At 65.1% G+C, this 22,891-nt stretch carries 16 protein-coding genes and 1 tRNA gene; 4 read left to right on the top strand and 13 right to left on the bottom strand.

Annotated features, from left to right (window positions below; all coding sequences use genetic code 11):
• Positions 1 to 61: 61 nt before the first annotated feature.
• From AOP74_RS02800 to AOP74_RS02815, 4 genes are all read right to left on the bottom strand, one after another.
• Positions 62 to 253 (bottom strand): hypothetical protein, encoded by a 192-nt coding sequence (locus AOP74_RS02800; RefSeq protein WP_061960815.1) that lies wholly within the window; start codon positions 251 to 253, stop codon positions 62 to 64.
• Between the two features lie 95 nt (positions 254 to 348).
• Positions 349 to 422: transfer RNA gene (locus tag AOP74_RS02805), tRNA-Met, on the bottom strand.
• A gap of 47 nt (positions 423 to 469) precedes the next feature.
• Positions 470 to 3,556 carry a UPF0182 family membrane protein gene (locus AOP74_RS02810; RefSeq protein ID WP_082095961.1) on the bottom strand — a complete coding sequence of 1,029 codons (3,087 nt, stop codon included), beginning with the start codon at positions 3,554 to 3,556 and terminating at the stop codon, positions 470 to 472.
• A gap of 46 nt (positions 3,557 to 3,602) precedes the next feature.
• Positions 3,603 to 4,703 carry a YlbL family protein gene (locus AOP74_RS02815; RefSeq protein ID WP_082095962.1) on the bottom strand — a complete coding sequence of 367 codons (1,101 nt, stop codon included), beginning with the start codon at positions 4,701 to 4,703 and terminating at the stop codon, positions 3,603 to 3,605.
• A 111-nt stretch (positions 4,704 to 4,814) separates the two neighbouring features.
• Here AOP74_RS02815 and AOP74_RS02820 point away from each other — a divergent pair, with 111 nt between their 5' ends.
• Positions 4,815 to 6,236 carry a zinc-dependent metalloprotease gene (locus AOP74_RS02820; protein WP_061960816.1) on the top strand — a complete coding sequence of 474 codons (1,422 nt, stop codon included), beginning with the start codon at positions 4,815 to 4,817 and terminating at the stop codon, positions 6,234 to 6,236.
• A 140-nt stretch (positions 6,237 to 6,376) separates the two neighbouring features.
• Positions 6,377 to 6,535: a DUF5679 domain-containing protein gene (locus tag AOP74_RS12270; protein ID WP_143340430.1), complete on the top strand. Its 159-nt coding sequence runs from the start codon at positions 6,377 to 6,379 to the stop codon at positions 6,533 to 6,535.
• Between the two features lie 882 nt (positions 6,536 to 7,417).
• On the opposite strand, the gene AOP74_RS02825 is transcribed toward AOP74_RS12270, so the two are convergent.
• Both AOP74_RS02825 and nudC read right to left on the bottom strand, forming a co-directional pair.
• Entirely contained in the window at positions 7,418 to 9,400 is a 1,983-nt protein-coding gene (locus tag AOP74_RS02825) for an ATP-dependent helicase (protein WP_061960817.1), read from the bottom strand.
• A 15-nt stretch (positions 9,401 to 9,415) separates the two neighbouring features.
• Complete coding sequence (gene nudC, locus AOP74_RS02830; RefSeq protein ID WP_082095963.1) at positions 9,416 to 10,330, bottom strand: NAD(+) diphosphatase; 915 nt, start codon at positions 10,328 to 10,330, stop codon at positions 9,416 to 9,418.
• Between the two features lie 69 nt (positions 10,331 to 10,399).
• On the opposite strand from nudC, the gene AOP74_RS02835 reads away from it, so the two are divergent.
• On the top strand, positions 10,400 to 11,335 hold the full coding sequence (locus AOP74_RS02835; protein WP_061961878.1) for a phosphotransferase: 936 nt from the start codon (positions 10,400 to 10,402) through the stop codon (positions 11,333 to 11,335).
• A gap of 31 nt (positions 11,336 to 11,366) precedes the next feature.
• Here AOP74_RS02835 and AOP74_RS02840 read toward each other — a convergent pair whose 3' ends face one another.
• Genes AOP74_RS02840 through AOP74_RS02850 form a run of 3 tightly spaced genes read right to left on the bottom strand, consistent with a single transcriptional unit; the run spans position 11,367 to position 18,812 of the window.
• Positions 11,367 to 14,654, bottom strand: coding sequence for an ATP-dependent helicase (locus AOP74_RS02840; RefSeq protein ID WP_061960819.1), 3,288 nt, complete (start codon positions 14,652 to 14,654; stop codon positions 11,367 to 11,369).
• The gene (locus tag AOP74_RS02845) at positions 14,651 to 17,782 is read right to left on the bottom strand and encodes an ATP-dependent helicase (RefSeq protein WP_082095964.1); all 3,132 of its coding nucleotides are present in this window, start codon (positions 17,780 to 17,782) and stop codon (positions 14,651 to 14,653) included. The genes AOP74_RS02840 and AOP74_RS02845 overlap by 4 nt, the downstream gene beginning before the upstream one ends.
• A gap of 37 nt (positions 17,783 to 17,819) precedes the next feature.
• Positions 17,820 to 18,812: a DUF3152 domain-containing protein gene (locus AOP74_RS02850; protein WP_160297439.1), complete on the bottom strand. Its 993-nt coding sequence runs from the start codon at positions 18,810 to 18,812 to the stop codon at positions 17,820 to 17,822.
• Positions 18,813 to 18,862: 50 nt separating this feature from the next.
• Here AOP74_RS02850 and AOP74_RS02855 point away from each other — a divergent pair, with 50 nt between their 5' ends.
• Positions 18,863 to 19,081, top strand: coding sequence for a DUF3107 domain-containing protein (locus AOP74_RS02855; RefSeq protein ID WP_061960822.1), 219 nt, complete (start codon positions 18,863 to 18,865; stop codon positions 19,079 to 19,081).
• A gap of 95 nt (positions 19,082 to 19,176) precedes the next feature.
• Here the strand turns inward: AOP74_RS02855 and AOP74_RS02860 are convergent, their stop codons facing one another.
• The 4 genes from AOP74_RS02860 to AOP74_RS02875 are packed head-to-tail and all read right to left on the bottom strand — an operon-like array spanning position 19,177 to position 22,870.
• On the bottom strand, positions 19,177 to 20,217 hold the full coding sequence (locus AOP74_RS02860; protein ID WP_082095965.1) for an ABC transporter permease: 1,041 nt from the start codon (positions 20,215 to 20,217) through the stop codon (positions 19,177 to 19,179).
• A 2-nt stretch (positions 20,218 to 20,219) separates the two neighbouring features.
• A complete protein-coding gene (locus tag AOP74_RS02865; RefSeq protein WP_061960823.1) occupies positions 20,220 to 21,200 on the bottom strand; it encodes an ABC transporter permease in 981 nt (326 codons plus the stop codon).
• Positions 21,197 to 22,018: an ABC transporter ATP-binding protein gene (locus tag AOP74_RS02870; protein WP_061960824.1), complete on the bottom strand. Its 822-nt coding sequence runs from the start codon at positions 22,016 to 22,018 to the stop codon at positions 21,197 to 21,199. The genes AOP74_RS02865 and AOP74_RS02870 overlap by 4 nt, the downstream gene beginning before the upstream one ends.
• Positions 22,019 to 22,021: 3 nt before the next feature.
• The gene (locus tag AOP74_RS02875) at positions 22,022 to 22,870 is read right to left on the bottom strand and encodes an ABC transporter ATP-binding protein (protein ID WP_061960825.1); all 849 of its coding nucleotides are present in this window, start codon (positions 22,868 to 22,870) and stop codon (positions 22,022 to 22,024) included.
• Positions 22,871 to 22,891 lie beyond the last annotated feature (21 nt).

A 22,891-nucleotide genomic window follows, 5' to 3' on the forward strand; every position in this document is an offset into this window, starting at 1 on the left:
GGTGTCGCGCCAATGAACGCCGCCAGGGCGAACAGTGGGATTACCAGGCCACTGACTTAAGTCACAAGTCGCACGAGCACACGTGGTTGAACTCGACGACCTGTTCGCCCTCATCGGTGTGCGCCCACTGTTCGGCTTCGGCACGGTTTGCAAAGGTGCGAGGTGCGAGACGCCCGTTGGCCATGAGGACGCCGTACTCGATTTCCTCGCGCGGATGGGTCCACTCGAGGAACTGCGTCGTGTCAGCGGCCATACTTCACGGTACGTCCGAGTGTGAGTCCATGTGAAGGGGGGAAAGGAAAAGGACCACCTACCGGGATAATTCCCAAGTAGATGGTCCTTCTGTAGTAGCGGGGACAGGATTTGAACCTGCGACCTCCGGGTTATGAGCCCGGCGAGCTACCGAACTGCTCCACCCCGCGTCGGTAGATACAACCCTAACCGACGCGGGGCGTGGAACCAAATCGCCTTACTCGGAAGCAGTCGCCGACGGCTCAGGCGAAGCCGCGGGCTCCGATGCAGTGTCGTCGAACGTGACACCGGTGAGCTCCGCGATGCGGTCATCTGCCGCAACTGCGTCGTTCAGGGCCTGCTCGAGGTCAGCCTGGGCTTCACCGTAGGCAGCGAAGTCGCCGACGGCAAGTGCAGCCTCGCCGTCCTCGATCGCCTGCTGAGCGGCCGCGAGCGACTCGTGCAGCTGAATCTGCGCTGCCTCGAGGTCGTCTGTGGCGATGGTGCCCGAGTCAGTTCCGGTGTCGCCCGTATCGGTATCGCCGGAATCCGTGTCACCAGTGTCGGTGTCGCCCGTGTCGGTATCGCCACCGTCAACATCGGCTTCATCGGTGATTTCGCCGTCGTCTGTGATGGTCTCCGTCTCATCCGGCGCCTCCGGCGCCGCGCCCGGTCCGAAGACCTGGTCAAGCGCCTCCTGGAGGGTGTCAGCGAAGCCCACTTCCTCACCGAAGGACACGAACACCTTGCGCAGAAGCGGAATCTGCGTGCCCTCGGATGCCTGGACGTAGACCGGCTGGACGTACAGCAAGCCGCCGCCAACAGGCAGGGTGAGGAGGTTTCCGTTGAGGACGTCAGTCTCACCCTGGCGCAGCAGGTTCAGCGTGGTCTGCGCGTCGGAGTTCGAGTTGAAGTCGTTCTGCACCTGACCTGGACCAGGAATGGTCGTGTCACGCGGCAATTCGAGCAGACGCAGAGTTCCGTAGTCCTCCGCGACCTCACCGGGGGTGTCTCCGGTCTCGGAGTCCGCCGCGAGGTAACCAGTCAGAATGTTGCGGTCCGTGTTACCACCAGGGATGTAGGTGGTGTACAGCGAGAACGCGGGGTCATCCTGGCCAGGCATCTGCAGCGTCAGGTAGTACGGAGGCTGCAGCACCGAGTCGCCTGCGGTCGGGTCGTTAGGCGTTGCCCACTCGTCCTGACCGGAGTAGAAGGCCGATGCGTCGGTCACGTGATAGCGCTGAAGCTGAGCACGCTGGACCTGGAAGAGCTCCTCCGGGTAGCGCAGGTGGCTCATCAGGTCGCCTGAGATGTCCTCGATGGGCTCGATCGCAGTCGGGAACACGTTGCTCCAGGTCTGCAGGATCGGGTCCTCGGGGTCCCAGGCATACAGGTTGACCGAACCGTCGTAAGCGTTGACGGTCGCCTTCACGGAGTTGGACATGTAGTTCAACTGTGAGGGCAGCGGGTTCACTGCCGAGCTCGCGAACAGGGCGCTCGAGCTCCACGGCGCCGAGTAGGGGTACAGGTCAGACGTCGTGTATCCGTCAACCACCCAGACGATCTCGCCATCGACCACGGCGGGGTAGCTGGTCGAGTCGAGCTCGAGGTACGGCGCCACGCGGGCAACGCGCTCGAGTGGGTCGCGGTGGTACATGACCTGCGACTCGGCCGTCACGCGGTCGGAGAACAGAATCTGCGATTCCCCGAACTTGATCGCGTACATCAACTTCTCGAAGAACGAACCGATGCTGGGGCCGCCATCACCTGTATAGGTCGTGTTGACCTGGCCGTTGGCCGCGTCGTCATCCGGGAAATCGAGCTCCCACGGGTCAGTGCCCTCGGGAGCGCCGACGATCGAGTAGTCCGGCACCGTCGTGCCGAAGTACACGCGAGGCTGGTCAACCTCGAGCAGGCCGGTCGACGGGATGCCGCCCTCGAAGAAGGAGGGCTGGCCGTCCGCCGTGGTGCGGTTTCCGTAGGCCGCGGCGATGCCGAATCCGTGGGTGTAGACCGTGTGGTCGTTGACCCACGTGCGGTTCTCGTCCGACAGTCCGCTGAGGTCGAGCTCACGAACTCCAATGACGGTGTCCTGAATCTCGCCGTCGATCCGATAGCGGTCGACCGCGAGGGTGTCAGGGAAGTTGTAGTACTGCTTGTTCTGCTGCAGCTGACGGAACGCAGGAGAGACGATGTTGGGGTCCAGCAGACGGATCTGCGCGGTGGTCTCGGCATCTCCGCGGAGCGCGTCGGCATCAGCTTCTGTCGCCGCGGCATAGGGGGTCGTCTCGACCTCATCAATGCCGTACGCCGCGAGCGTAGCGTCAATGTTGCGCTGGATGTACTCGCTCTCAAGTTCCTGTGCGTTCGGCTCAACGGAGAAGTTCTGCACGATTGCGGGGTAGACACCACCCACGACCAAGGCGGAAAGCACCATGAGTGCAACACCCGTGGCCGGGATACGCCAGTCACCGCGCCAGATCACCGCGAGGAACAGCAGACCCACCAGGAGCGCAATGCCGACCAGGATGATCTTGGCCGGGAGAATCGCATTGATGTCGGTGTAGCCGGCGCCGTAGAACTTCTCACCCTGCGAGTTGAGGAGCGCATAGCGGTCAAGCCAGTAGTTCGCGGCGATTCCGAGCATCACCAGGAGACCGGAAATTGCGAGCTGGATGCGCGCGCCGCCGGAGGCGACGAACGCACGGCCGCCGCCTGAGATTCCGCCGTACACGAGGTGAACGAAGGCGGCCAGCAGGGTGCACAGAATCGAAATGACGAGCCAGAAGCCCACGAGCGCCTGCAGGATCGGCAACGTGAAGACGTAGAAGCTGACGTCGAGGCCGAACTGGGGGTCCGTGGTTCCGAAGGGCTCATGGTGCCACCAGGCCAGGAACTGTTCCCACCGACCGGACATCGAGAAACCAGCAATGATGCCGACGAAGATCGGCAGCGCGACCATGACGGCCTTTTCCAGTGGCTGGATCTGCTCACGGAGCTGGTCGGCCGGCCCCCGCGTGGCCGTGGAAACCGCTGGGCGCGCACGCTTGGCAAGCCACAGCGACAGCCACACGGCGCCTCCGGCGATGAGACCAAAGACGACGAACATGACCAGGCGGACCACCCACTGCGTCCAGAAAACGTCTTCGTGGCCCAGCTGCTGATACCAGCGAACTTCGGTCCATACCTGGGCGAAAATCACGGTGGCCAACAGGAACAGGCCAACAGCAATCAGCGCAACAAGAAGTGGCGAGCGCTTGCGCGGCGGGGTAGCGACCGGGCGCGTAGGCCGTGGTCGGTCGGACGGTGTATCGGCGAAACTCACAAAAGGGTCCTTTGGGTCACTGCATCGGAACTGAGGTCAAGAGTAATCACGGTGCGGTGCACGTGGCTAGCGCGGAGGTGTCGGAGGCTCCAATTGCTTGGATCGCCTCGTAGGCATCCTCCACGGTGTCCACGGCGAACACCTCGAGGCCTTCGGGAACATGATCGACGACCTCGTCGCAGTTCTCGATCGGCGCCAGGAAGTACTCGGCACCCGCATTGAGCGCTCCGTAGAGCTTCATGCGGATACCGCCGATGGGGTGCACATCGCCATCAGCGCTGAGGGCGCCGGTGCCTGCAACATGGGCGCCCTCAAGTTCATCGATCTCGGTCAACTTGTCAAGGATGCCCAGCGAGAACATCATTCCGGCGCTCGGTCCCCCAACCTTGTCGATCTGGACCGTGACGTCAATGGGGAGATCGAAGGCAGGGTCGATGTACAGACCCATCACCGCGCCTCCGGAGCCGTTGTCGTTGAGACCAAAGGTGGCTTCGTCCTCGGTGCCGTCACGGGTGAAACCCACCGTAATGTCGTCGCCGGGAGCGAGAGCCGTCACAGCATCGGTCAGTTCCGTGAAGGTCGTAACGTCCGCACCGTCAACCGAGGTGATCACGTCCCCGGCCTCGATGAGACCCTCTGCTTGCGACGTGGGATCAAGGCCGGCCACGGTAAGGGTCGCGGGTACGGGCTCGCCCAGCACCTCGAGAGCGGCGACGGTGGCGGCCTCCTGGGATGTGACCCATTCAAGCTGCGACTGCTCGTCGAACTCTTCTTCCTGATCCGGATCGCCAAAGACGTCCTCTTCAGGCTGGACGTAGCGCTCCTGAGACAGCCAGCCGCGCAACACCGGGCCTAGCGTGAACAGTTCTGAGCTGGAGCGCGCGACTGACACGGTCGTGAGGCGCAACTCGCCTGACGCGGGATAGGTGGGCGCACCCTCAATCTGCACGAGGGGAGTGCCCTCGTCGTCCACACCAAGCGTGTCGTAGGTAGGCCCCGGACCACCGATGGCGAACTGGGCAGGAAGCACAGACAGGATCGCCATGAGAGCCGCCGCGACGAGTCCGGCAATGGACATCACGGTGTAGCGGTGCGCGCCAATCTCATCGGGATCGGTGGCCACCGGTTCAGTCTCGTCTTGAGGCATCACCGGACCATCATTGCTTATAGCGAACGATGCGCCCAACTCGCGTGCGCGCGGGTTAGGTTGGAATCGACGCGAGCGACGCGCGCCCGTCACCGACACCAGGAGATTTACGTGAGCGACGACAACACCCCGTGGATGCGCCTGCTGCGCGAACTGTTCGGAGACGACGCCGAGGCCGCCATGGAAGAACTTGAGCGCATGGGCATGGATCCCAATGCCCTCGCGCAGGCCTCGGGCATGCTGGACAACCCCGGAATGATGGACCACGTACTCGGCCAGATTCGATCGTTGGTGAATCAGTCGCAGGGCGAAGACGTCAACTGGACGCTTGCCCACGACGTGGCACGGGGCGTCGCGGCACAAGGCGGCGACCCCACAGTGACGGCCACCGTGTCCCAAAAACACCGTGCCGCAATCTCGCAAGCGCAGCTGTGGCTGGATGCCACCACCGACTTCAACCCCACCGGCCGCGACCCCAAGGTCTGGAGCCGCGCCGAGTGGATCGAAGCAACCCTCCCCACCTGGCAGGTCCTCACCGGCCCGGTAGCGATCTCGGTGTCGAAAGCACTGTCCGGCATCCTCAAGGGCGCTCAGGAAGACGGCGGAATGTCCGCGATGCTCCCCGGCGCAGAGACATCGGGCCTGGTGGGCTCCGTGAGTCCCACGGTGTGCGGCATGCACATGGGGCAAGTGGCCGGTCAGATGGCCCGCGAGAGCTTCGGTTCGACCGACCTTGGATTCCCGCTGCTGGCTGAGCCCCGCGTCGCGCTCGTGCCCAGCGTCATCAGCGAGTTCGCAGAAGGCCTCGACATCGACGAAGACGAGGTCCTCACGTTTGTCGCGCTCCGCGAGGCCGCTCACGTCCGCCTGTTCACCGCCGCTCCGTGGCTCGTGGGCCACCTCCACCACCTGATCGAGCGCTACGCCTCCGGAATTAACATCGACATCGAGGCCCTCGATGAGGCCGTGGGCGAGATCGGAATGCAGGACCCCGCCAAGCTTCAGGAGGCCCTGACCCGCGGCATCTTCCAGCCTCGACACTCGGATGAGCAGGAAGCGACGCTGACGTCGATCGAGACGCTGCTTGCGCTCATCGAGGGTTGGGTCGACGAGATTGCCCTGCGCGCTGCAGCACCACACCTGCCGTCGATCGGCGCGCTGAGCGAGATGCTCCGTCGACGCCGCGCCGCTGGCGGCCCAGCCGAGGACGCCTTCTCGACCCTGCTGGGCCTCGAGTTGCGCCCCCGCCGCATGCGCGAAGCGACCGCACTGTGGCGCGAATTGTCCATCCGTGCTGGCCAGGACGAGCGCGACCGCGTGTGGTCGCACCCGGACCTGCTGCCCACCAGCGAGGACCTCGACGAACCCAGCGCGTGGATTGACCGCTGGCTGTCCGGACCTGACGCAGAGGATGATGTCGATCGCGAACTCGAGGCCATGCTGTCGGGAGCGGCAGGCGCCGGCGATGAATCTGACACGTCTTCACCTGCGAACCCCGACGGCGATTCAGAGGGCGATTCCCGGCCCGAATAGGCGCTGTGGCGCGACACGGCGCGGACGCGGGTTGAGCACAAAAGCGCCAGTTCCGTCTACGCTGTCTCATGATTGGTCCCCGTGGCCACCACGTGCGCGACGTCCCCGGCGCCGCGCGTCACTAGAGAAGGAGAAGGCTGATGGCCGACAAGTACCAGGGTGAGTTCTACTGCGTGAAGTGCAAGGACAAGCGCACCACTGAGGGTGACGTGGTTGTTTCCGAGAACGGTCGCCGCATGGCGAAGGCCGTGTGCCCCGAGTGCGGCACCAAGCTGAACCGCATCCTCGGCAAGGCGTAACGCCTGGCATTAGCCACGCGTGAGTGAAGGGCCGTCCCCGTGTGGGGGCGGCCCTTCACTGCGTTCACGGCCCGTGACGTACGGAGGGCCGATGCTGCGGCTAGGCCAGCGAAGTATCGTCCCTGTGGACAACGGTTGCGGGCCCGTCGCGCCTGCCACGCTGGAGGGATGCGACTGAAACCAGGGGTTCCCGTGCTGGCACTGCCGGACAATGGCGTCCGGGTCGGGCTGCACCACTACGTCGACTTTCCTCGCCTCGACGCGCCACAAAGGGAGTGGCTCATGGCCCTCGAGGGTAGCCGTGCCGCCGACTCAGCCCCGTATTCCTTTCTGGCCCACCGACTCCGCACAGCGGGACTGATCGCCGAGGACGACTCCACCGTGTCCGGCCCGGTCTCGGCACGCGTCAACGCTCCGCGATCGGTGCGGGCCGCGCTGGAATCCGCACTCCGCGCATCTGGGATCCGCGCTGGCGAAGACATCGCCGCGTTTGAACCGGTAGATGTCGAGGTGCTCGTGTCCTTCGGCAGCCCGTCGCTTACAGCGATAGACGTACTGGCGCGCGACCAACCCCACCTGCTGGTGGTCACGGATGACGCCGGGGTGAGCGTGGGTCCGTTCATTCGGCCGGGCACCACCCCTTGCTCGACATGCCTGGGACTTCATGCGGCCGATGGCGACGCCGCGTGGCCCTACATCGCGATTCAGTGCGACGGACGGCGCGCTCGTGTTGATCCACACCTGGTGCCTGAAGCCGCCGCGCTGATCGCACGGGCTGTCCGAGCGGGGACGGCAGGGCACGACCCAGGGGTGTGGCGGCTCGCGCCGGACGCGCTGACACACCACGGCACGCCACACCGGCACCCCGAGTGTCACTGCGGATCAGTGCTCGGCGACGACCTCGAGGATTGCGAGGCCGTAGGTTTCGAGTTTGGAGGCGCCGATTCCGTGGACCTTGGCGAGCTCGCCAAGGGTGCCGGGACGGTTCCGGGCAATCTGAGCCATCGTTGAGTCCACAATCACGGTGAACGCGGGCTTGCTGGCTTCCTTTGCGACGGCGGCACGCCAGGTCTTGAGCGACTCGAACAGCCGTAGGTCCTCAGGCCCCAGGTCCTTGAGCGACTCCTTCGTAGACCGGCGCGGCGTGCGCGGGGCGACGGAGTCGGGCCACATCGGCTCGAGGAAGCGTGTGCGCTTGCGGGTCGCGCGCCCACCGGCCTTGCGCGCGCGTGCGAAACTCAGGTGCAGGTGTTCGCGGGCACGGGTGATCGCGACGTAGAGCAGCCGCCGCTCTTCCTCGACCGACTCGGGCGTCTCCGCCATCGACACGGGCATCAGTCCCTCGGAACAGCCGGCGATGAATACCGCGTCCCACTCCAGACCCTTCGCGGCGTGCATCGTGGTCAGGGTCACGCCCTCGACCGTGGGTGCATGTTGAGCCTGAGCACGCTCGACGAGGTGCTCGACAAACTCCCGCATGGTGGCGCCGCCACCGGCATCGGCGTCGAAATCGTCGGCGAGTTGCGCAAGCGACTGGAGCGACTCCCAGCGCTCACGGACCGCGCCCCTAGCAGGCGGCGCCTCTTCACTCCAGCCGGCTCCAGAAAGCGCCTCGCGAACCTGGACGCCCACCGTCTCTTCCGACGGCGCAACCGCGGCGCCACGTAGTAGCACCATGGCCTTGCGCACCTCTTCGCGGTCGAAGAACCGTTGACCGCCCCGCACCAGGTAGCCGATTCCACGTTCGGCCAGCGCCTCTTCAAGCGCCTCCGACTGACTATTGATTCGATAGAGCACCGCGATCTCGGATGGCGCGACGCCTGAGGCGATGAGCCGGTCGATGCGCTCGGCAATGCCCGCGGACTCCGCTTGCTCATCCTCATAGGCGGTGTAGACGGGCGCAGGACCATGCGGCCGCTGAGCGATCAGTTCCACGCCTGCCTGGCCCGCACCCCGCTTTGCCATCAGCGAGTTGGCGAGGCCCACGACTTCCGGTGTCGAGCGATAGTCACGGACAAGCCGCACCACGGTGGCGTTGTCGTAGGTACGCGTGAAGCCCATCAAGTGTTGAGGCGACGCCCCCGCGAACGAGTAGATGGTCTGGGCCGGGTCACCGACCACGCACAGTTCATTCCGGCCGCCCATCCATTGTTCGAGCAAAAACTGCTGCAGTGGAGAAACGTCCTGGTACTCGTCCACGACAAAGTGGCGGTACTGCCGCCGGATCTGTTCGCCGACCTCGCCGTGACGCCCAATAATGTCCGCGAGCAGCAACAGGATGTCCTCGAAGTCCAGCACCACGGCATCGGTCTTCGCGTCCTCGTACGCCCGCATGACATCGGCCATCACCGTGGGCTCGACTCCAGCTGGCGTGGGGCGGCCTTCCTTCGCGATCACCGTCGCATAGTCCTCGGCGGACACGAGTGCGACCTTGGCCCACTCGATTTCACTCGCTAAGTCGCGCACCGTGAGACGGTCAGGACGGAGCCCAGCGTGACGTGCTGCGCGGCCCACGAGCGGCGCCTTCTGCTCCACCAACTTAGGCATCTGGCCACCCACCACTTGCGGCCAGAAATAGCTCAGTTGCCTCAGCGCGGCCGCGTGGAAGGTGCGCGCCTGCACACCGCTGACGCCCAAGCCTTTGAGTCGCTGTCGCATCTCCCCTGCAGCCCGCGCTGTGAACGTCACCGCCAGCACCGATTGCGGGTTGTAGGCGCCTACCTGCGCGCCATACGCGATGCGATGGGTAATGGCGCGCGTCTTTCCCGTACCGGCACCGGCAAGCACGCACACGGGACCGTGAAGGGCCGTCGCCACCTCGCGCTGTTCGGGATCAAGCGCCTCAAGAATCTTCTCTGCTGACATCAGGGGACCATGGTGTCAGGTGCCACTGACATCGTTTCCCCACCCCGGCATCGGCCCTCCGTCGCCACGCAACCACATCGCCACCATCCGGCTCGCGATTGACCCCACAGGCGGCGGTACTAACTCCCCTGCCTCGATCAGTTCCGGGAGCTCGTCGCGCGACACCCACCGGGCATCGAGAATCTCTTCCTTGTCGAGGTGCAGCTCCGTTTCAATGGCGCGCGCCTTGAATGCGGTCATCACCGACCCGGGGAACGGCCACGGCTGTGAGCCCAGGTAGGTGACGTCCGTGACGCCAATCCCGACCTCTTCGCGCACCTCGCGGTGCACGGCGTGCTCGAGGCTCTCGCCGGGTTCCACGAAGCCCGCGAGGACCGAGTACCTCCGCCGTGAGAACCTCGCTCCGTGCGCCAGGAGGAGCCGGTCCTGGTCGTCCGTGATCGCGACAATCATCGCCGGATCAGTCCGCGGGTAAAGTTCCCGCTCGCAGGACGCACATTGCCGCGTCCATCCCGCTTGACGCGGCTGAGTCGGCGACCCGCATCGTGGGCAGTGACCGTGGGTGTCGTGCCAGGTCGTGATGGCCACGGCAGTCGTGGCCAGTTCCGCTTCGAGAGACCCCTTTTCAAGGGCCGATGCTTGCATCAGTACGTCGCGCAGGGGCGCCCACCGCGCGTGGCTGGGAAGGGCGGAGTCGGGTTCATCGGGGACGATCGTCACGAGGTGCTGGTCGTGTGCGGTGCCGAGAAAGACAACCGATGATGCGTCCGGGTGGGCACCCGGAGGGACGAGCGCGAGCCCGCTGTCGGTGACGGCGACCGAGCCGCGGTGCACGATCACGGCATGACAGGCTGCGGGATCGATGGTCTCTCTCAGGTGCGCGGCACGGTCCACCAGGGACGGAGCTGCAAAGTCATGGGGTCGGCTCACCCGGCCACGCTACGCCAACAGGCGGCGTGGAGCGTGGCGTCCAGGGGCTTTTCGCTCTACGGTGAGCAGGTGCCTCGTTCTCCGCTTGCGCTCGCAGCGCTCGCATCAGTCGCCGTTCCCGGCCTTGATGTCTACGACGTGCTGCGCAGCCCACATTCTGACGCCGACTTTGATGTGGTCGTCGTCAAGGACGCTACTGGCACGCGCTGGATCGTGCGCGCACCCCGCCGCCCTGCCGCTGGTGCCGCTCTCGAGGCCGAGCGCGGACTGCTCAAGGCGCTTGGACGTGCCCACGACACTGACCTCGTCTCGTTCGACGTGCCGCGCCCCAAGGGCGCCGCGTCCCTCAGCGGCAGTGACGACGGACGCGCGATCGTCTACTCGGAAGTACCCGGCGCTCCGCTCGTGCTTGCGCGGCTCGAGGCCGGACCTGGCCTTGCCGCGAACCTCGGCCGGGCACTCGCCGAGATCCACGAACTGCCGCCGACGCTCGTCGACGACGAAGGCCTCCCTACCTACGACGCCGAGCAGTACCGGCAGCGTCGCCTTGCGGAGCTGGACGCGGGTATTCAGACCGGCAAGATTCCCCCGCGCCTCGCGGACCGCTGGGAGCGTCAACTCGAAAACGTCTCGTGGTGGCGCTTTGAACCCGCCGTCGTGCACGGCGACCTCGGCGAGCACCAAATCGTCACCAACCGCGATGCCGTGGCCGGGATCAAGGACTGGATGGATGCAAGAGTCGCGGATCCGGCCGATGACCTTGCGTGGCTTGTCGCATCTGCGCCCGAGGACATCCTCGACACCGTCATGGAGGCGTACCGTCTGCGCCGCCGCGAGACCCCCGACTCGCACCTGCTTGACCGCGCCCGGCTGGCCTCGGAGCTCGCTCTGCTGCGGTGGCTGATGTACGGCGTCCGCACGGACAACGCCGATGTGGTCGCCGATGGCGAAGGAATGCTCGCCGACCTCGAGGCCATGCTCTTCGACGACGCTTCCGAGGACTAACCGGTTCCTGCTGGAGTGCCGTGCCGGACGGCTACTCGGCGTCGTCTCCGCGGATGAGCGCCACGATCTCCTCGCGCGACAACAGCGCCTGCGGTCGCACCGTCACGTCGGCGCCCGCGTAGTAGAACGCCGCGTCGACCTCTTCGATGTCCAGACTCTTCCATTCCGCCCAGGCCAACCGGTAGACAGCGAGTTGCACCTCGCGTGCGGTGCGTTCGGCGTCGTCACGTGGCGGCCGGCCGGATTTCCAGTCCACGACAGTGACGCGGTCGAGGCCCTGTCCCGGCGGGAAGACAGCGTCGATGCGCGAACGGATCGTGACGCCCTCGACCGGCAATTCGACGCGCACCTCGATGTCCGACGGCTTGCGGCTCGCCCACTCCGACGATGCGAAATTGTCCTGCAGTCGTGCGAGGTCGGCGCGGTCATGGCCAGCATCGAGGCCATCGAGTTCGTCGACGCTGAGCAGCGACGTGTGCCCGAATTGCGACTCGATCCACGCGTGCAGCGCGTTGCCCATCTCGGCCGCGATGGTGGGTTCTTGTGGCACCGGCCGACGAAGCTGATCTGCGAACTCCGCGCGGTCGCGCTTGAGAGCCACGAGCGCGGAAGTCGTGAGGTGGCCTGGCATGGGCACTGCGGGCCCAGCGAACCGGGACGCGTCACGCTCTGCCAACATCGCCTCGAGATCGGAGGCCAGGGGTAGTTCCGAACTCCAGGCGGGGTCGCTGGCTTCAGGCGTCGACATTGCCTCGAGAACTTCACTCGCGAGCGCGCGACGCTCACGCTGCGCGGCCGTGGCCGGCGGTGGCCACAGGCCCTGGGCGGGTGGCTGCTCGGGACGCTCGGCATCGGGCTCCGGCTCATGTGCCCAGCCGTCCTTCGTGACGTGGCCCGCGTCCAGGAGTTCACGCATGAGGAGCGAGGGCGCCGACGGCGACTTCGACGTCGTCCACCACGATCCGGTGAGATAGACATGGGAGCGAGCACGCGTCAGTGCAACGTAGAACAGCCGCCGCTCCTCGTCCAGGCGGTGCAGGCCGGCATCAGCCTTGAACCCTGCGAGGGAGTCGGCGAGCGTGGGGCGATCCACGACGTCTCCCCTGTCCCACAGCGGCAAATCATCCCGGTCAAGGCGCAGGTCAAAGGGCAAGTTTCCGATGCCACTGAGCCATGCGCTGTCGTTGAGGCGAATCTCCGGTCCGTCATCGCCATCGACAACCTTCGGCACCGAGCCGGATGGAAACTGGCTCTTGGCGCCCCGTCCAGTTCCCTGGGTGAGTCCGGGTACGGCAACGATGTCCCATTCGAGTCCCTTAGCGCTGTGCGCGGTAAGGATCTGCACAGCGTCGGGCTCGGGCTCCTTGACCGGTGCGGAAAGCCCGCGCTCCTCACTGCGTGCCGCGTCAAGCCACGCGAGGAACGCGCCCAGGGTCGCCCGCTCGGCTCCTGCGGCGAATCCGCGCGCGGCATCGATGAAGGCGTCCATGTTGCGCACGGCGCGGCCGTCGGGGCGTGCGACCTCAGCCTCAATGTCGAGGCCCCATGCGCGCTCCGCAAACACGATGAGTTCACCCAGCGAGAGGTAACTGTGTTCACGAACAGCGCGGATTACTGATTGGAGATCCCGCAGGCGTCGCAGCGCAGTCGCCGAGATGCTGCGGCCGTCTCGCGAGCGCCAGTGTTCATCAGGGAGCTCTTCGAGCCCGTCGACGATGGTGGGCGCAAAGGCGGCCCCACGATCGCTGCGGTCCATGTCCCGCTCCGACCAGTCCTTGAGAGCCATCAAGTCCGCGGGGCCCAGCGCGATGCGCTCCCCCGCGACGAGGCGCATGAGCGCGTCCCCACGGGCCGGATCGTGTACGACCTCCAGAAGCGCGAGGAGTTCTGCGACTTCAGGTGTGTCGATGAGTCCGCCCAGCCCCACAACTTCGTAGTCGAGGCCGCGGTCGGTGAGGGCTGCGACGATGGCGGGGAACTGGACGCGGCGACGGCACAACACAGACGCCGTCACGGGTTCGTGGGGTTTGCGTTCGGGTGCGAGTTCCGCGCGGCGCGCGAGGATGAAGTCGGCGACGGCCTCAGCTTCCGCAGTGAGGTCTGCCGCCATGTGCGCGCTGACTCCGGGCGAGGCGCGTTCCGGCTCTGGCCGTTCCAGATACTGGCCCTTGGACTTGAGCGGCTCGACGGAGACCTGGGGATTGACCGGAAGGGTGTCAGCGATCGCGTTCGCGACGTCGAGCACCGCGGCTTCGTTGCGCCAGGACACCGACAGCGTCCGGCTCACAACCGAACCGGGACCGCCGAATTGCGACACAAACGAGGAAAGTGCACTGGCGGACGCGCCTCTGAAGCCGTAGATCGCCTGATTGGGGTCGCCGACGGCCATCACGGGGTGGTCCTCGCCAAACATGGTGGCGAACAGTGTCAGTTGGGCCGGCGAGGTGTCTTGGAACTCGTCGAGGAGCACAACGCGGTAGCGACTACGTTCGATCGCTTGAACTCCCGGCAAGGCGGCGAGTTCGACTCCGTAGGCGACCTGATCAGAGAAGTCGAGAAAGGCGCTCTCACGCTTGCGCCGCTGGTACGCCTCGACCATCGGGACCAGATCCAGCAAAGCCTGAACGCCACTCAGGTCCTTCGCCTCCGGGGTCGCGTTGCCGTTGCGGTTGACGAGCGCGGTTCCCTGAGGCGCAGGAAGCTCTGACAGCGTCTCCCAGAGGCTCTCTGCCCAACGCCGCACTTCCCGAGGAGTGACGAGGTGCTCGCGCATCTGTGAGTTCAAGTGCACGATCGCGCGCGTGACGGTGCTCTGGGCGGATGACAGGGCGACTACGTCCGTCCAGTTGCTCACGATGTCGTGGGCCAGTTGCCACAGCGCGGCGTCGGTCACGGTTGCGGAATCCGGATCGACTCCAAGACGCAGTCCGTGCTCCGCCACGAGGGATGCCGAGTAACCGTTGTACGTCGCCACCGAGACCGGCGGGCGGGATGCGTCCTTGCCGAACGCGGCGGCGATGCGCTCCCCCGACCGTTCCGCGATCTCGGCAGCAGCCTTACGGGTGAAGGTCAGGCACAGAATTTCATCGGGGCTGATGGGTCGGCCAAAGAGTTCCTCGCCGTGGTCAAGGAGATAGACCATGCGCATCGATAGCGTCTCTGTCTTACCCGAACCTGCGCCCGCAACCACCAACGTGGGCGACAGGCCCGAGCCAATGATCGCGGCTTGCTCCGCAGTGGGCCGCGTGGAGGGGTTGATGAGCGCGGACAGTTCCTGGACGCTCCGGGACTGGCCCACAATCACGCTGTCGTCATTCATCCGTCGCTCACCTGCTTTCCCTCCGGCTGAATGGGGCACACGTGGCGCACCGGGCACATGGCGCACATGTCGTTCTCGACCGCGATGAAATGGTCTGCGCTCATCGCCTCGACGACCGTGCTCAGACGCTTCTCTTGTTCGGCAACATCAATGGCGTCTTGCTTGACCACCTTGTGATTAACGGTGTCGCCACCGACGAACGCGAGGGCCGCGCCGTCGACCGAATCCAGCCCCTCGAACGCTCCGTGCGCGGCAGCAAGCTGATACATCGACAGTTGGGCGTGAGTCTCGACGTCACCCACGTAGGAGGCGCTGCCGGTCTTGAGGTCCACCACAGTCACGCCGTCCTCGGTGCACTCGACGCGATCCGCGCTACCGGATAGCACTGCGTTACCGATGTGGACGGAGAATCCCTTCTCGACCGCGACTGCCTCCGCCGGGTGGGTGACGATGTAGCCGGCCAGCCGGTCGATCATCTTGTCTGCTTTGGTTCGCAGGGCACGGTCAGGGAAAGTCTCCGTCCCGGCCACCTCGGGCCAGCGGCGGTCCAGCTCTGCCGAGAGCTCCTCGTGAGATCCCCGTGGAAGTTCCGCGGCGATTTCGTGGATCAGGGTTCCCAGGCTCTGCTTCTCGGAGTCTTGCCCAGTACCGCCGGCGGCCTCAAGCGCCCACCGCAGCGTGCACCGTTCGACGCCTTCGACCTTGGACGGCGATACCCGCACCGGAACATCCTCGGGATAGAACCCGTCGACGGTCGATGGAGCGGACACACCGTGCCACTGACTGGGAGAGGCTCCTGCCACGCCTCGCCGCGCGAGCTTCGCCAAGGCCGTGACATAACCCGCGCGGTCGTCGCCCTCTGCCGCGGCGCCTTGCGCACGCAAGGTGGCAACCGCATGCCTCAGGTCGCCGACGACGGGTGTGGTGCCAGCATCGGACCGGTCAACCCCAGTGACCTCTTGCACCCAATCGATGTACCGAGACGGCCGGCTCTCAGCGTCTTGCACACACGTGAGCACTAGGGACTTCTTGGCCCGCGACACAGCGACGGCAAATGCACGAGTCTCGTCGTCCACGATGTCGCGCCGCGCGCTGGACGCTAGTTGTGTGCGCCGCTCAGCCGTCAGCGGGTCAAGGGCGGCACGGCCAGTGAGAACCTGAGCCAGGTGTTGTGCACCGAGCACCGAGTCTCGGAGCCGAAGGTTTGGCCAGGCCCCCTCTTCGAGCCCTGCAACGACCACGACGTCCCATTCGCGACCAGCAGCCGATGCGGGGGTCACCAGGGACACTGCGTCGACACCCTGGGCACGGGCACCGAGGCTGTCGGTTGCGAAGTCCTGCGACGCAACGTGCTTAATGAATCCGTCAAGACGCGCGGCACCCATGCGCTCTTCATAGTTCTGAGCAGCACGCATGAGCGCGATGACGGCGTCGAGATCCGCATCGTCGCGAGCGGAACCGGCGAGCGCTCCGGTTCGCCATGTGTCGGCGACGTCGAGTTCGGTCCACAGCGCCCAGATCACGCGCCGAGGCGAAGCGCTTTCCTCGACGAGCGTGCGCGCCGCATCTACTGAGCGCACCGCGCGGGCTGCCAGCACGGCCTCTCGCTCGTCGATGCTCGCCCAGCGCTCGTGCGCATGCATCGCCTCGACCAGCAGCTCGCTCGCCGGTCGCAATCCATCGTGTGCGCGTTCCTCGCGGACGAGCGCGCGCCGCAACCTGCGAAGTCCCACGGGGTCCACCCCGATGAGCCGCGAGGTCAGCACGTCGACCGCGCTATCCTCCGTCCACTCCTCGCCTAGGGCGATCCGCATGAGCGTCAGGAGTGAGGCGACGGCGCCCTGCTGATGCAGGGCCACCGAGTCGCCCAGGGACTCGCACGGGATATCCGCGCCCAGGAGATCCGCACGGAGCTCACGCAATTGCGTGTTGGAACGTGCGATGACCGCCATCGACGACCACGGCACCGGCGCCGCGTCCGCGTGACGCACGCGCCGCAGGGCCGCGGCGATGGACCTGGACTGGGCGTAGCGGTGCGGCGCGACAATGACCTCGACGGGTGCACCGGCTCCCGAGCGCCCCCCGGTCCGCACAGACCCGACTCCCTGCGTACCGATGTGACTCACAACAGCATCGGCTACCGCGGCGAGAGCCTCGCCTTGCCGATGCGTTTTGTCCAGGCGCACAAGCTCCGCGCCGAATCCCCGGCCAGGCATATCCGAGGTGGCATCTGCGAGGGCGGAGGGCACCGCGCCCCGATATCCCTGCACGGACTCGTCCGCGTTTCCAAGGAGCACAAGCCGCGCGCCCGCCTGCGCCATGGCGTCCAAGAGCGCGATCGTCGCCTCGGTCGCGTCCTGATAGTCGTCGACAATCACAAGGGACCACATGGGACGCGCACCCCACGCCTCATCCCACGTGTCCAACGCGACGGCTGCTTCACGCGCGGCGCTGGCGGGGTCGTACTTGAAGCCCTGGTCCCCCGGAAGGGTCCGGTAGACAAGGTTGTCCTGGTACTCGCGCATGACATGGGCGACGGCGTCCCACTCGGGCCGTTGCACTTCACGTGCGACGTCAATGAGTTGGTCGGGTTCGAGCCCCGCCTCAGTAGCGCGCATGATGACGTCTCGCAGTTCGGACCGAAATCCGGGCAGGGACGTGGCCTCCTCGGGAACGACGCCCGCCCAATCCGGACCCGGAACCGAGCCAGAACGATGCCCCTCGAGGAGCTCGCGCAGCACTGTGTCCTGTTCTGCTCCCGTAATCAGCGCGGGCACCGGCGCTCCTTGCGCCTCTGCCCGAGCGGCCAGGATCGCGTGCCCAACGGATGCTGCGGTCCGCACCACCGGCACACCGGTGGGCCTGCCAATCGCAGCCGAGACGTCGTCACGGAGCGACGCCGCGGCGGTACGTGTGGGGGCCAGCACCAGAAGTTGTTCGGGGGCGAGACCGTCAGCGACTGCACGGGCGGCGACTTCCGCGGCGACCGTGGTCTTCCCGGTTCCCGGCCCACCCACGATGACGAGATGCGACGGACCGCCAACTGCGTGCGCGACCGCGGTCCGTTGCGAAGGGTCGAGCGATGGCACTGCGTCACGCGCCGCCGGTGGGGTGAGTCGAACGCTCATGCAGCTACTTCACCACACCCCTGTGACATGCCCGCGGCTACTCGTCGGCGGAGGGCGAGACTGAGGGTTCCGGCGTGGGGCTGGGCTCCGGAACCGGTTCGTCAGGGTACGGCCAGGGGTTGGGAGTGCACTCGTCCGGCAGCTCTTCCTGATTCGTCATCAGCAAGGCACGACCCGATGCGCAAATGCCGTCCTCCTCGCCCAGCACGTGGCCCACGCCGTGGCTTACGGAGTACTCGCGCGACTCATTGCGTTCGTCGCCGTAAGAGTCGAGACCGGCTGCCCAGTCGTAGGCGCTGATCATGATCAGGCCGCGGTCCGCACAGGTGCCTTCCTGCTCAGCACTCACCGACGGAGACGCAGAGGCGGATGACGACGGCGAAGGCGAGCTCTCGGGGCTCGCGTCTGCGGATGCCTCGGCGGATGCGGACGGCGTTGCCGTGGGGTCGGCTTGCACCCCAAGTGATGCGGGCGCATGAGGGTTGGGGCATGTCAGCGTCGCTGTGTAAGGGCTGGCGAGCGCCACACGAATGTCCGCGACTCCCGCTGTCGGTACGTACTCGTAACGACCGTTTGCGCCCCACCCACGCGGATCGTTGAGCACGTCCAAGACATAGCTCGCGAGAGCGAGATCGTTGATCCCCAAGCCCGTCTCATAGTCCACCCGTACGTAACGGATAGCTTGGGCATCCCCGGTGGGTTCAGCATCGGCCGTCACCGTGGTGTACATCCCGTCAAGGCGCTCAGGTATCGCCAGCGACGTCAACCCTGCGTTTATGTCGTCCTCGTCGAGCTCGCGATCGATGGGCTCTAGAGGTGGTAGCGATACATCGACCGTGGGCGACGGTTCCGGCGTGGCACTGGGGCTCAGAGACGGCTCGACGGTCGCGAGGTTACCGCCTACCAGGCTTGTTCCCCACCCGACGGCAAGCCCAGCCACGAACGTGATGGCGACGGTGACGATGATGGCCTTCCAGCTTGGCAGGTGGATTCCCCTGCCCGCGAACAGGCCCCTCTCGCGCTCACTCACGCCTCTACGATAGTCGTGAGACACATAGACCATCACCATCGGAGGCGACAATGGAGATCCGCATCGGCGTGCAGAACGTGGCACGCGAGATCGTCATCGACACAGATATGAGCAGCGACGACGTTGTAAAGGCGGTGTCCGATGCCGTGGCTGGCGCCACGCTAGACCTGTCCGACTCCAAGGGGCGTCGCCTCGTGGTGCCAGCCGGAGCACTCGGTTACGTCGAGATCGGCGAAGAGAGCAAGCGCCGCGTCGGCTTCGGAGCCTGACTCACAGCACTTCAGGACCCTCCGTGCACTCACCGTGCACGGAGGGTCCTCGTGCGTCACGAGGCCGTGAACCACGGGGGTTGCCGTCTCACTCCTTAGGGCTTTCTCGTCGGAGTGACCGCTTCGCCATCGGGTTCGGAGTCGGAGCCGTCACGCACAGCCGTCACGCCACTGGTCAGGCTCATCCCCTTCTTTCGCATCGCACGCGCACGCTCGCCCGCAGAACGCAGTCGCGGGTTGACGTACTCATCGATACCGAAGTTGATCAGCGACAACGCCATGCCAAAGATCGCGATGCATAGGCCGGCCGGGAAGTACCACCACCAGAAGTCCGGGAAGGCGCCGTTCTGCTGGGCCCAGAACAGAATGGTTCCCCAGTTCAAATTGGTGATGGGAATAACGCCGATGAACGCCAAGGTCGTGAGACCCAGCACGGCGGCAGTCACAGTGCCGACAAAGCTTGAGGCGATGATCGCGGTCAGGTTGGGCAGCATCTCGACGGCGATGATGCGGTAGAGCTTCTCCCCGTTGGCCCGGGCCGCCTGAACAAAATCACGATTGCGCAAAGACATCGTTTGCGCTCGCAGAACGCGAGCGCCCCACGCCCAACCCGTGATCGCAATCACCGCAGAAATCAGCACGATGCTGGGGTTGTCATATTGCGAAGCCACGATGATGATCAGCGGCAGGCCTGGAATCACGAGGAAAACATTGGTCAGGGCTGACAGCGACTCGGACCGCCAACCTCGCACGTAACCGGCGGCGACACCAACGATAACCGCCACCAACGTGGCAAGTATTCCCGCGATGAGGCCCACGACGAGGACACCGCGTGTGCCGTACACAATCTGGCTGAACACGTCCTCACCGAGGTGCGTGGTCCCAAGCCAGTGCTCCGCCGACGGCGGCTGCTTGAGCGAATCGAAGTCCTTCTCGAGCGGTCCATATGGCGCTATCCACGGCGCGAAGACTGCCGTCAACATGAAGATGGCCACGATGATGAGCCCCACGAGGGACTTGCCATTGCGGAACATCGCGAACGACTGCCCGAAGCGCTTGATCGCGCCGGGCCGGCGCGGTTCGTTGGACAGGCCCTCCTTGGGAGAGCCTCCAGTGGGGAAGTTAGACACAGTCATGATCAGGACTCCATCATCCGAGTGCGCGGATCGAGCATGGCGTGGGCGATATCAGCAATGATGTTCGCGAGCAGAACCGCCATCGTGATCACCAGGAACACGCCCTGCATCAGCGGCCAGTCTTTGGCATTGGTGGCGTCCAAGAGCATCTTTCCGACACCGGGGTAACTAAACACCAGCTCCGTGACGAGAGTGCCGCCAACAATGAAGCCGAGGGCGAGCGCGAAGCTCGACAACTGCGGCAGGACGGCATTGCGCGACGCGTACTTGCGCAGGACCCAGCGCGGAGCGAGGCCCTTCGCTTCGGCCACAGTCACGTAGTCCTCGTCGAGCACCGTAATCATCATGTTTCGCATTCCGAGGATCCACCCGCCGAGCGACGACACGATGATCGTCACGGCAGGTAGCGTTCCGTGCATGATGACCTCGCCGATGAATTCCCACGACCAGTTCGGCACGGAGCCCTTGTCGTAAGCGTGCGACGCCGGGAACCAGCCCAGCCTCGTAGAGAACACCGCGATGATGATCAACGCCATCCAGAAGTACGGGACCGTTGAGAAGAAGGTCGCGAACGGAATGACGTAATCTGCACGGCTTCCACGCCGCCATCCGATCACCGCTCCGGTCAAGGTACCCAAGAGGAAACTCAGGATCGTCGTGAGGCCAACCAGTCCCAGTGTCCACGGAAGGGCCGAGGCGATGACCTCCGTCACGGGAGCAAGCCCCTTGGAGAAGGACCGCCCAAGGTCCCCGCTAAACAAGAGCCCCCAGTAGTCGATGTACTGCTCCCACACGGACTTGCCGTTGTCGAGCCCGAAGAGAGTCTCGAGCGACTCAATCGCCTCAGGGCTGACGCTGGGGTTCTTCTGGAGGTACGCAGTGATTGGGTCGCCCTTCATGAAGCGCGGAAGGAAGAAGTTGATCGTGATGGCGGCCCACGCTGTGAACGCATAGAAGGCGACACGTCGAAGAATGAATCTCATCGCGAATCCTCCTTCCCGCCGAGCTGCGTATCTCCCGGCTGGGCAAAGTGCTTGTCCGGATCCGGTGAGGCGTTGCGCAGTTGAAGCGTGTACTCATGTTGCGGGTTCAAGATGACGTCGTCGGCTTGCCCGCGCTCGACCACGACCCCGTGGTTGAGCACCATGATCTGGTCCGAGAAGTGCCGTGCCGTAGCAAGATCGTGGGTGATGTACAGGACGCCCAAGTTCGACTCCCGCTGGAGGTCGGCGAGCAGGTTCAAGACACCGAGGCGGATCGATACATCGAGCATTGACACCGGCTCATCCGCGATCAAGAGCTCAGGACGCGAGGCGAGTGCTCGCGCGATGGCCACGCGCTGCCGCTGACCACCGGACAACTCGTGAGGGCGGCGATCAATCACCATGTCCGGTTCCAAGCGCACGCGCTCCAGCAGGTGACGCACTTCCGCATCGACCTCGTCGCTCGGCACCACCTTGTCGAGACGAAGAGGGCGCTCGAGGTGATGGCGGATCGTGTGATACGGATTCAACGACGCGAACGGGTCTTGGAAAACCATGCGCACTCGCTGGCGATAGCGCCGCAGCCCCTTCCCACGACGCGGGATCGGCTCTCCGTCGAGAAGGACTTCCCCCGACGTTTCTCGTTCAAGTTGCGTAAGGATCTTGGCAATCGTCGACTTGCCCGAACCCGACTGCCCCACCAGGGCAATCGTCTGGCCGGACGTGAGAGAGAACGAGACATCGTCGAGTGCGAGCATGTCGCCAGCCCCGCGTACTCGGTAGCGCTTCGTGACGTGGTTAAAGTCCAGAGTGGTCACTTGCTATCGCCCCCCTGTCTGGGTGCCGTAACTAAAACCACCGCGATCACCCGTGAGGCTCGGGAAGGATCCGAGGAGCTTGCGGGTGTACTCGTGCTCGGCGTCGCGGTAGATCTGCTCTGCAGGAGCAAGCTCGACGATCCGCCCGTCTTTCATCACGGCGATACGGTCGGAGATCTCAAGCAACAGCGGCAGGTCGTGGGTGATGAAGATGACGGAAAACCCCAGTTCCTTACGCAACTCGGAGATCTGAATCAGGATCTCGCGCTGTACCAAGACATCCAGTGCGGTCGTGGGCTCATCCATGATCATCAGCTGAGGGCGCAGCGCCATCGCCATCGCGATCATGACGCGCTGGCGCATTCCTCCAGAGAGTTCGTGTGCGTACGAGCGGTAGCGCTCGCTTCCCACTCCGACGATCTCCAGCAGGCGCTCGCCTTCGACGCGGCGCTCGGCAGCAGACATCTCCGGCCGATGCGTCTCGAAGACATCGTCAAGCTGCGCCCCGATCTTGGCCACGGGGTTGAGCGAGTTCATCGCTCCTTGGAACACCATCGAGACTTTGTCCCAGCGGAAGGCGCGCATCTGCGCTGGGTTCAGGGTGTTGAGGTCAATGTCCTCGCCCGACTCATCGTGAAAGATGGTGTGCCCTGACGTAATGATCGCTGGCGGCTTGAGAAGGCGCTGGATGCCGTACGCCAGAGTCGTCTTGCCGCACCCTGACTCGCCTGCCAGCCCCAGGATCTCCCCACGCTGCAACTCAAGCGTGACGCCTGAGACCGCCTCGACGGGCGGGTCCACGTCGTAGACCACGCTGAAGTCCGAGACGGTGAGCAATGTTTCGGTACTCACGAATGCCTTCCTAATAATGAC

Origin of the sequence: Demequina flava (assembly GCF_000975035.1) — a bacterium.
Lineage (GTDB): Bacteria > Actinomycetota > Actinomycetes > Actinomycetales > Demequinaceae > Demequina > Demequina flava.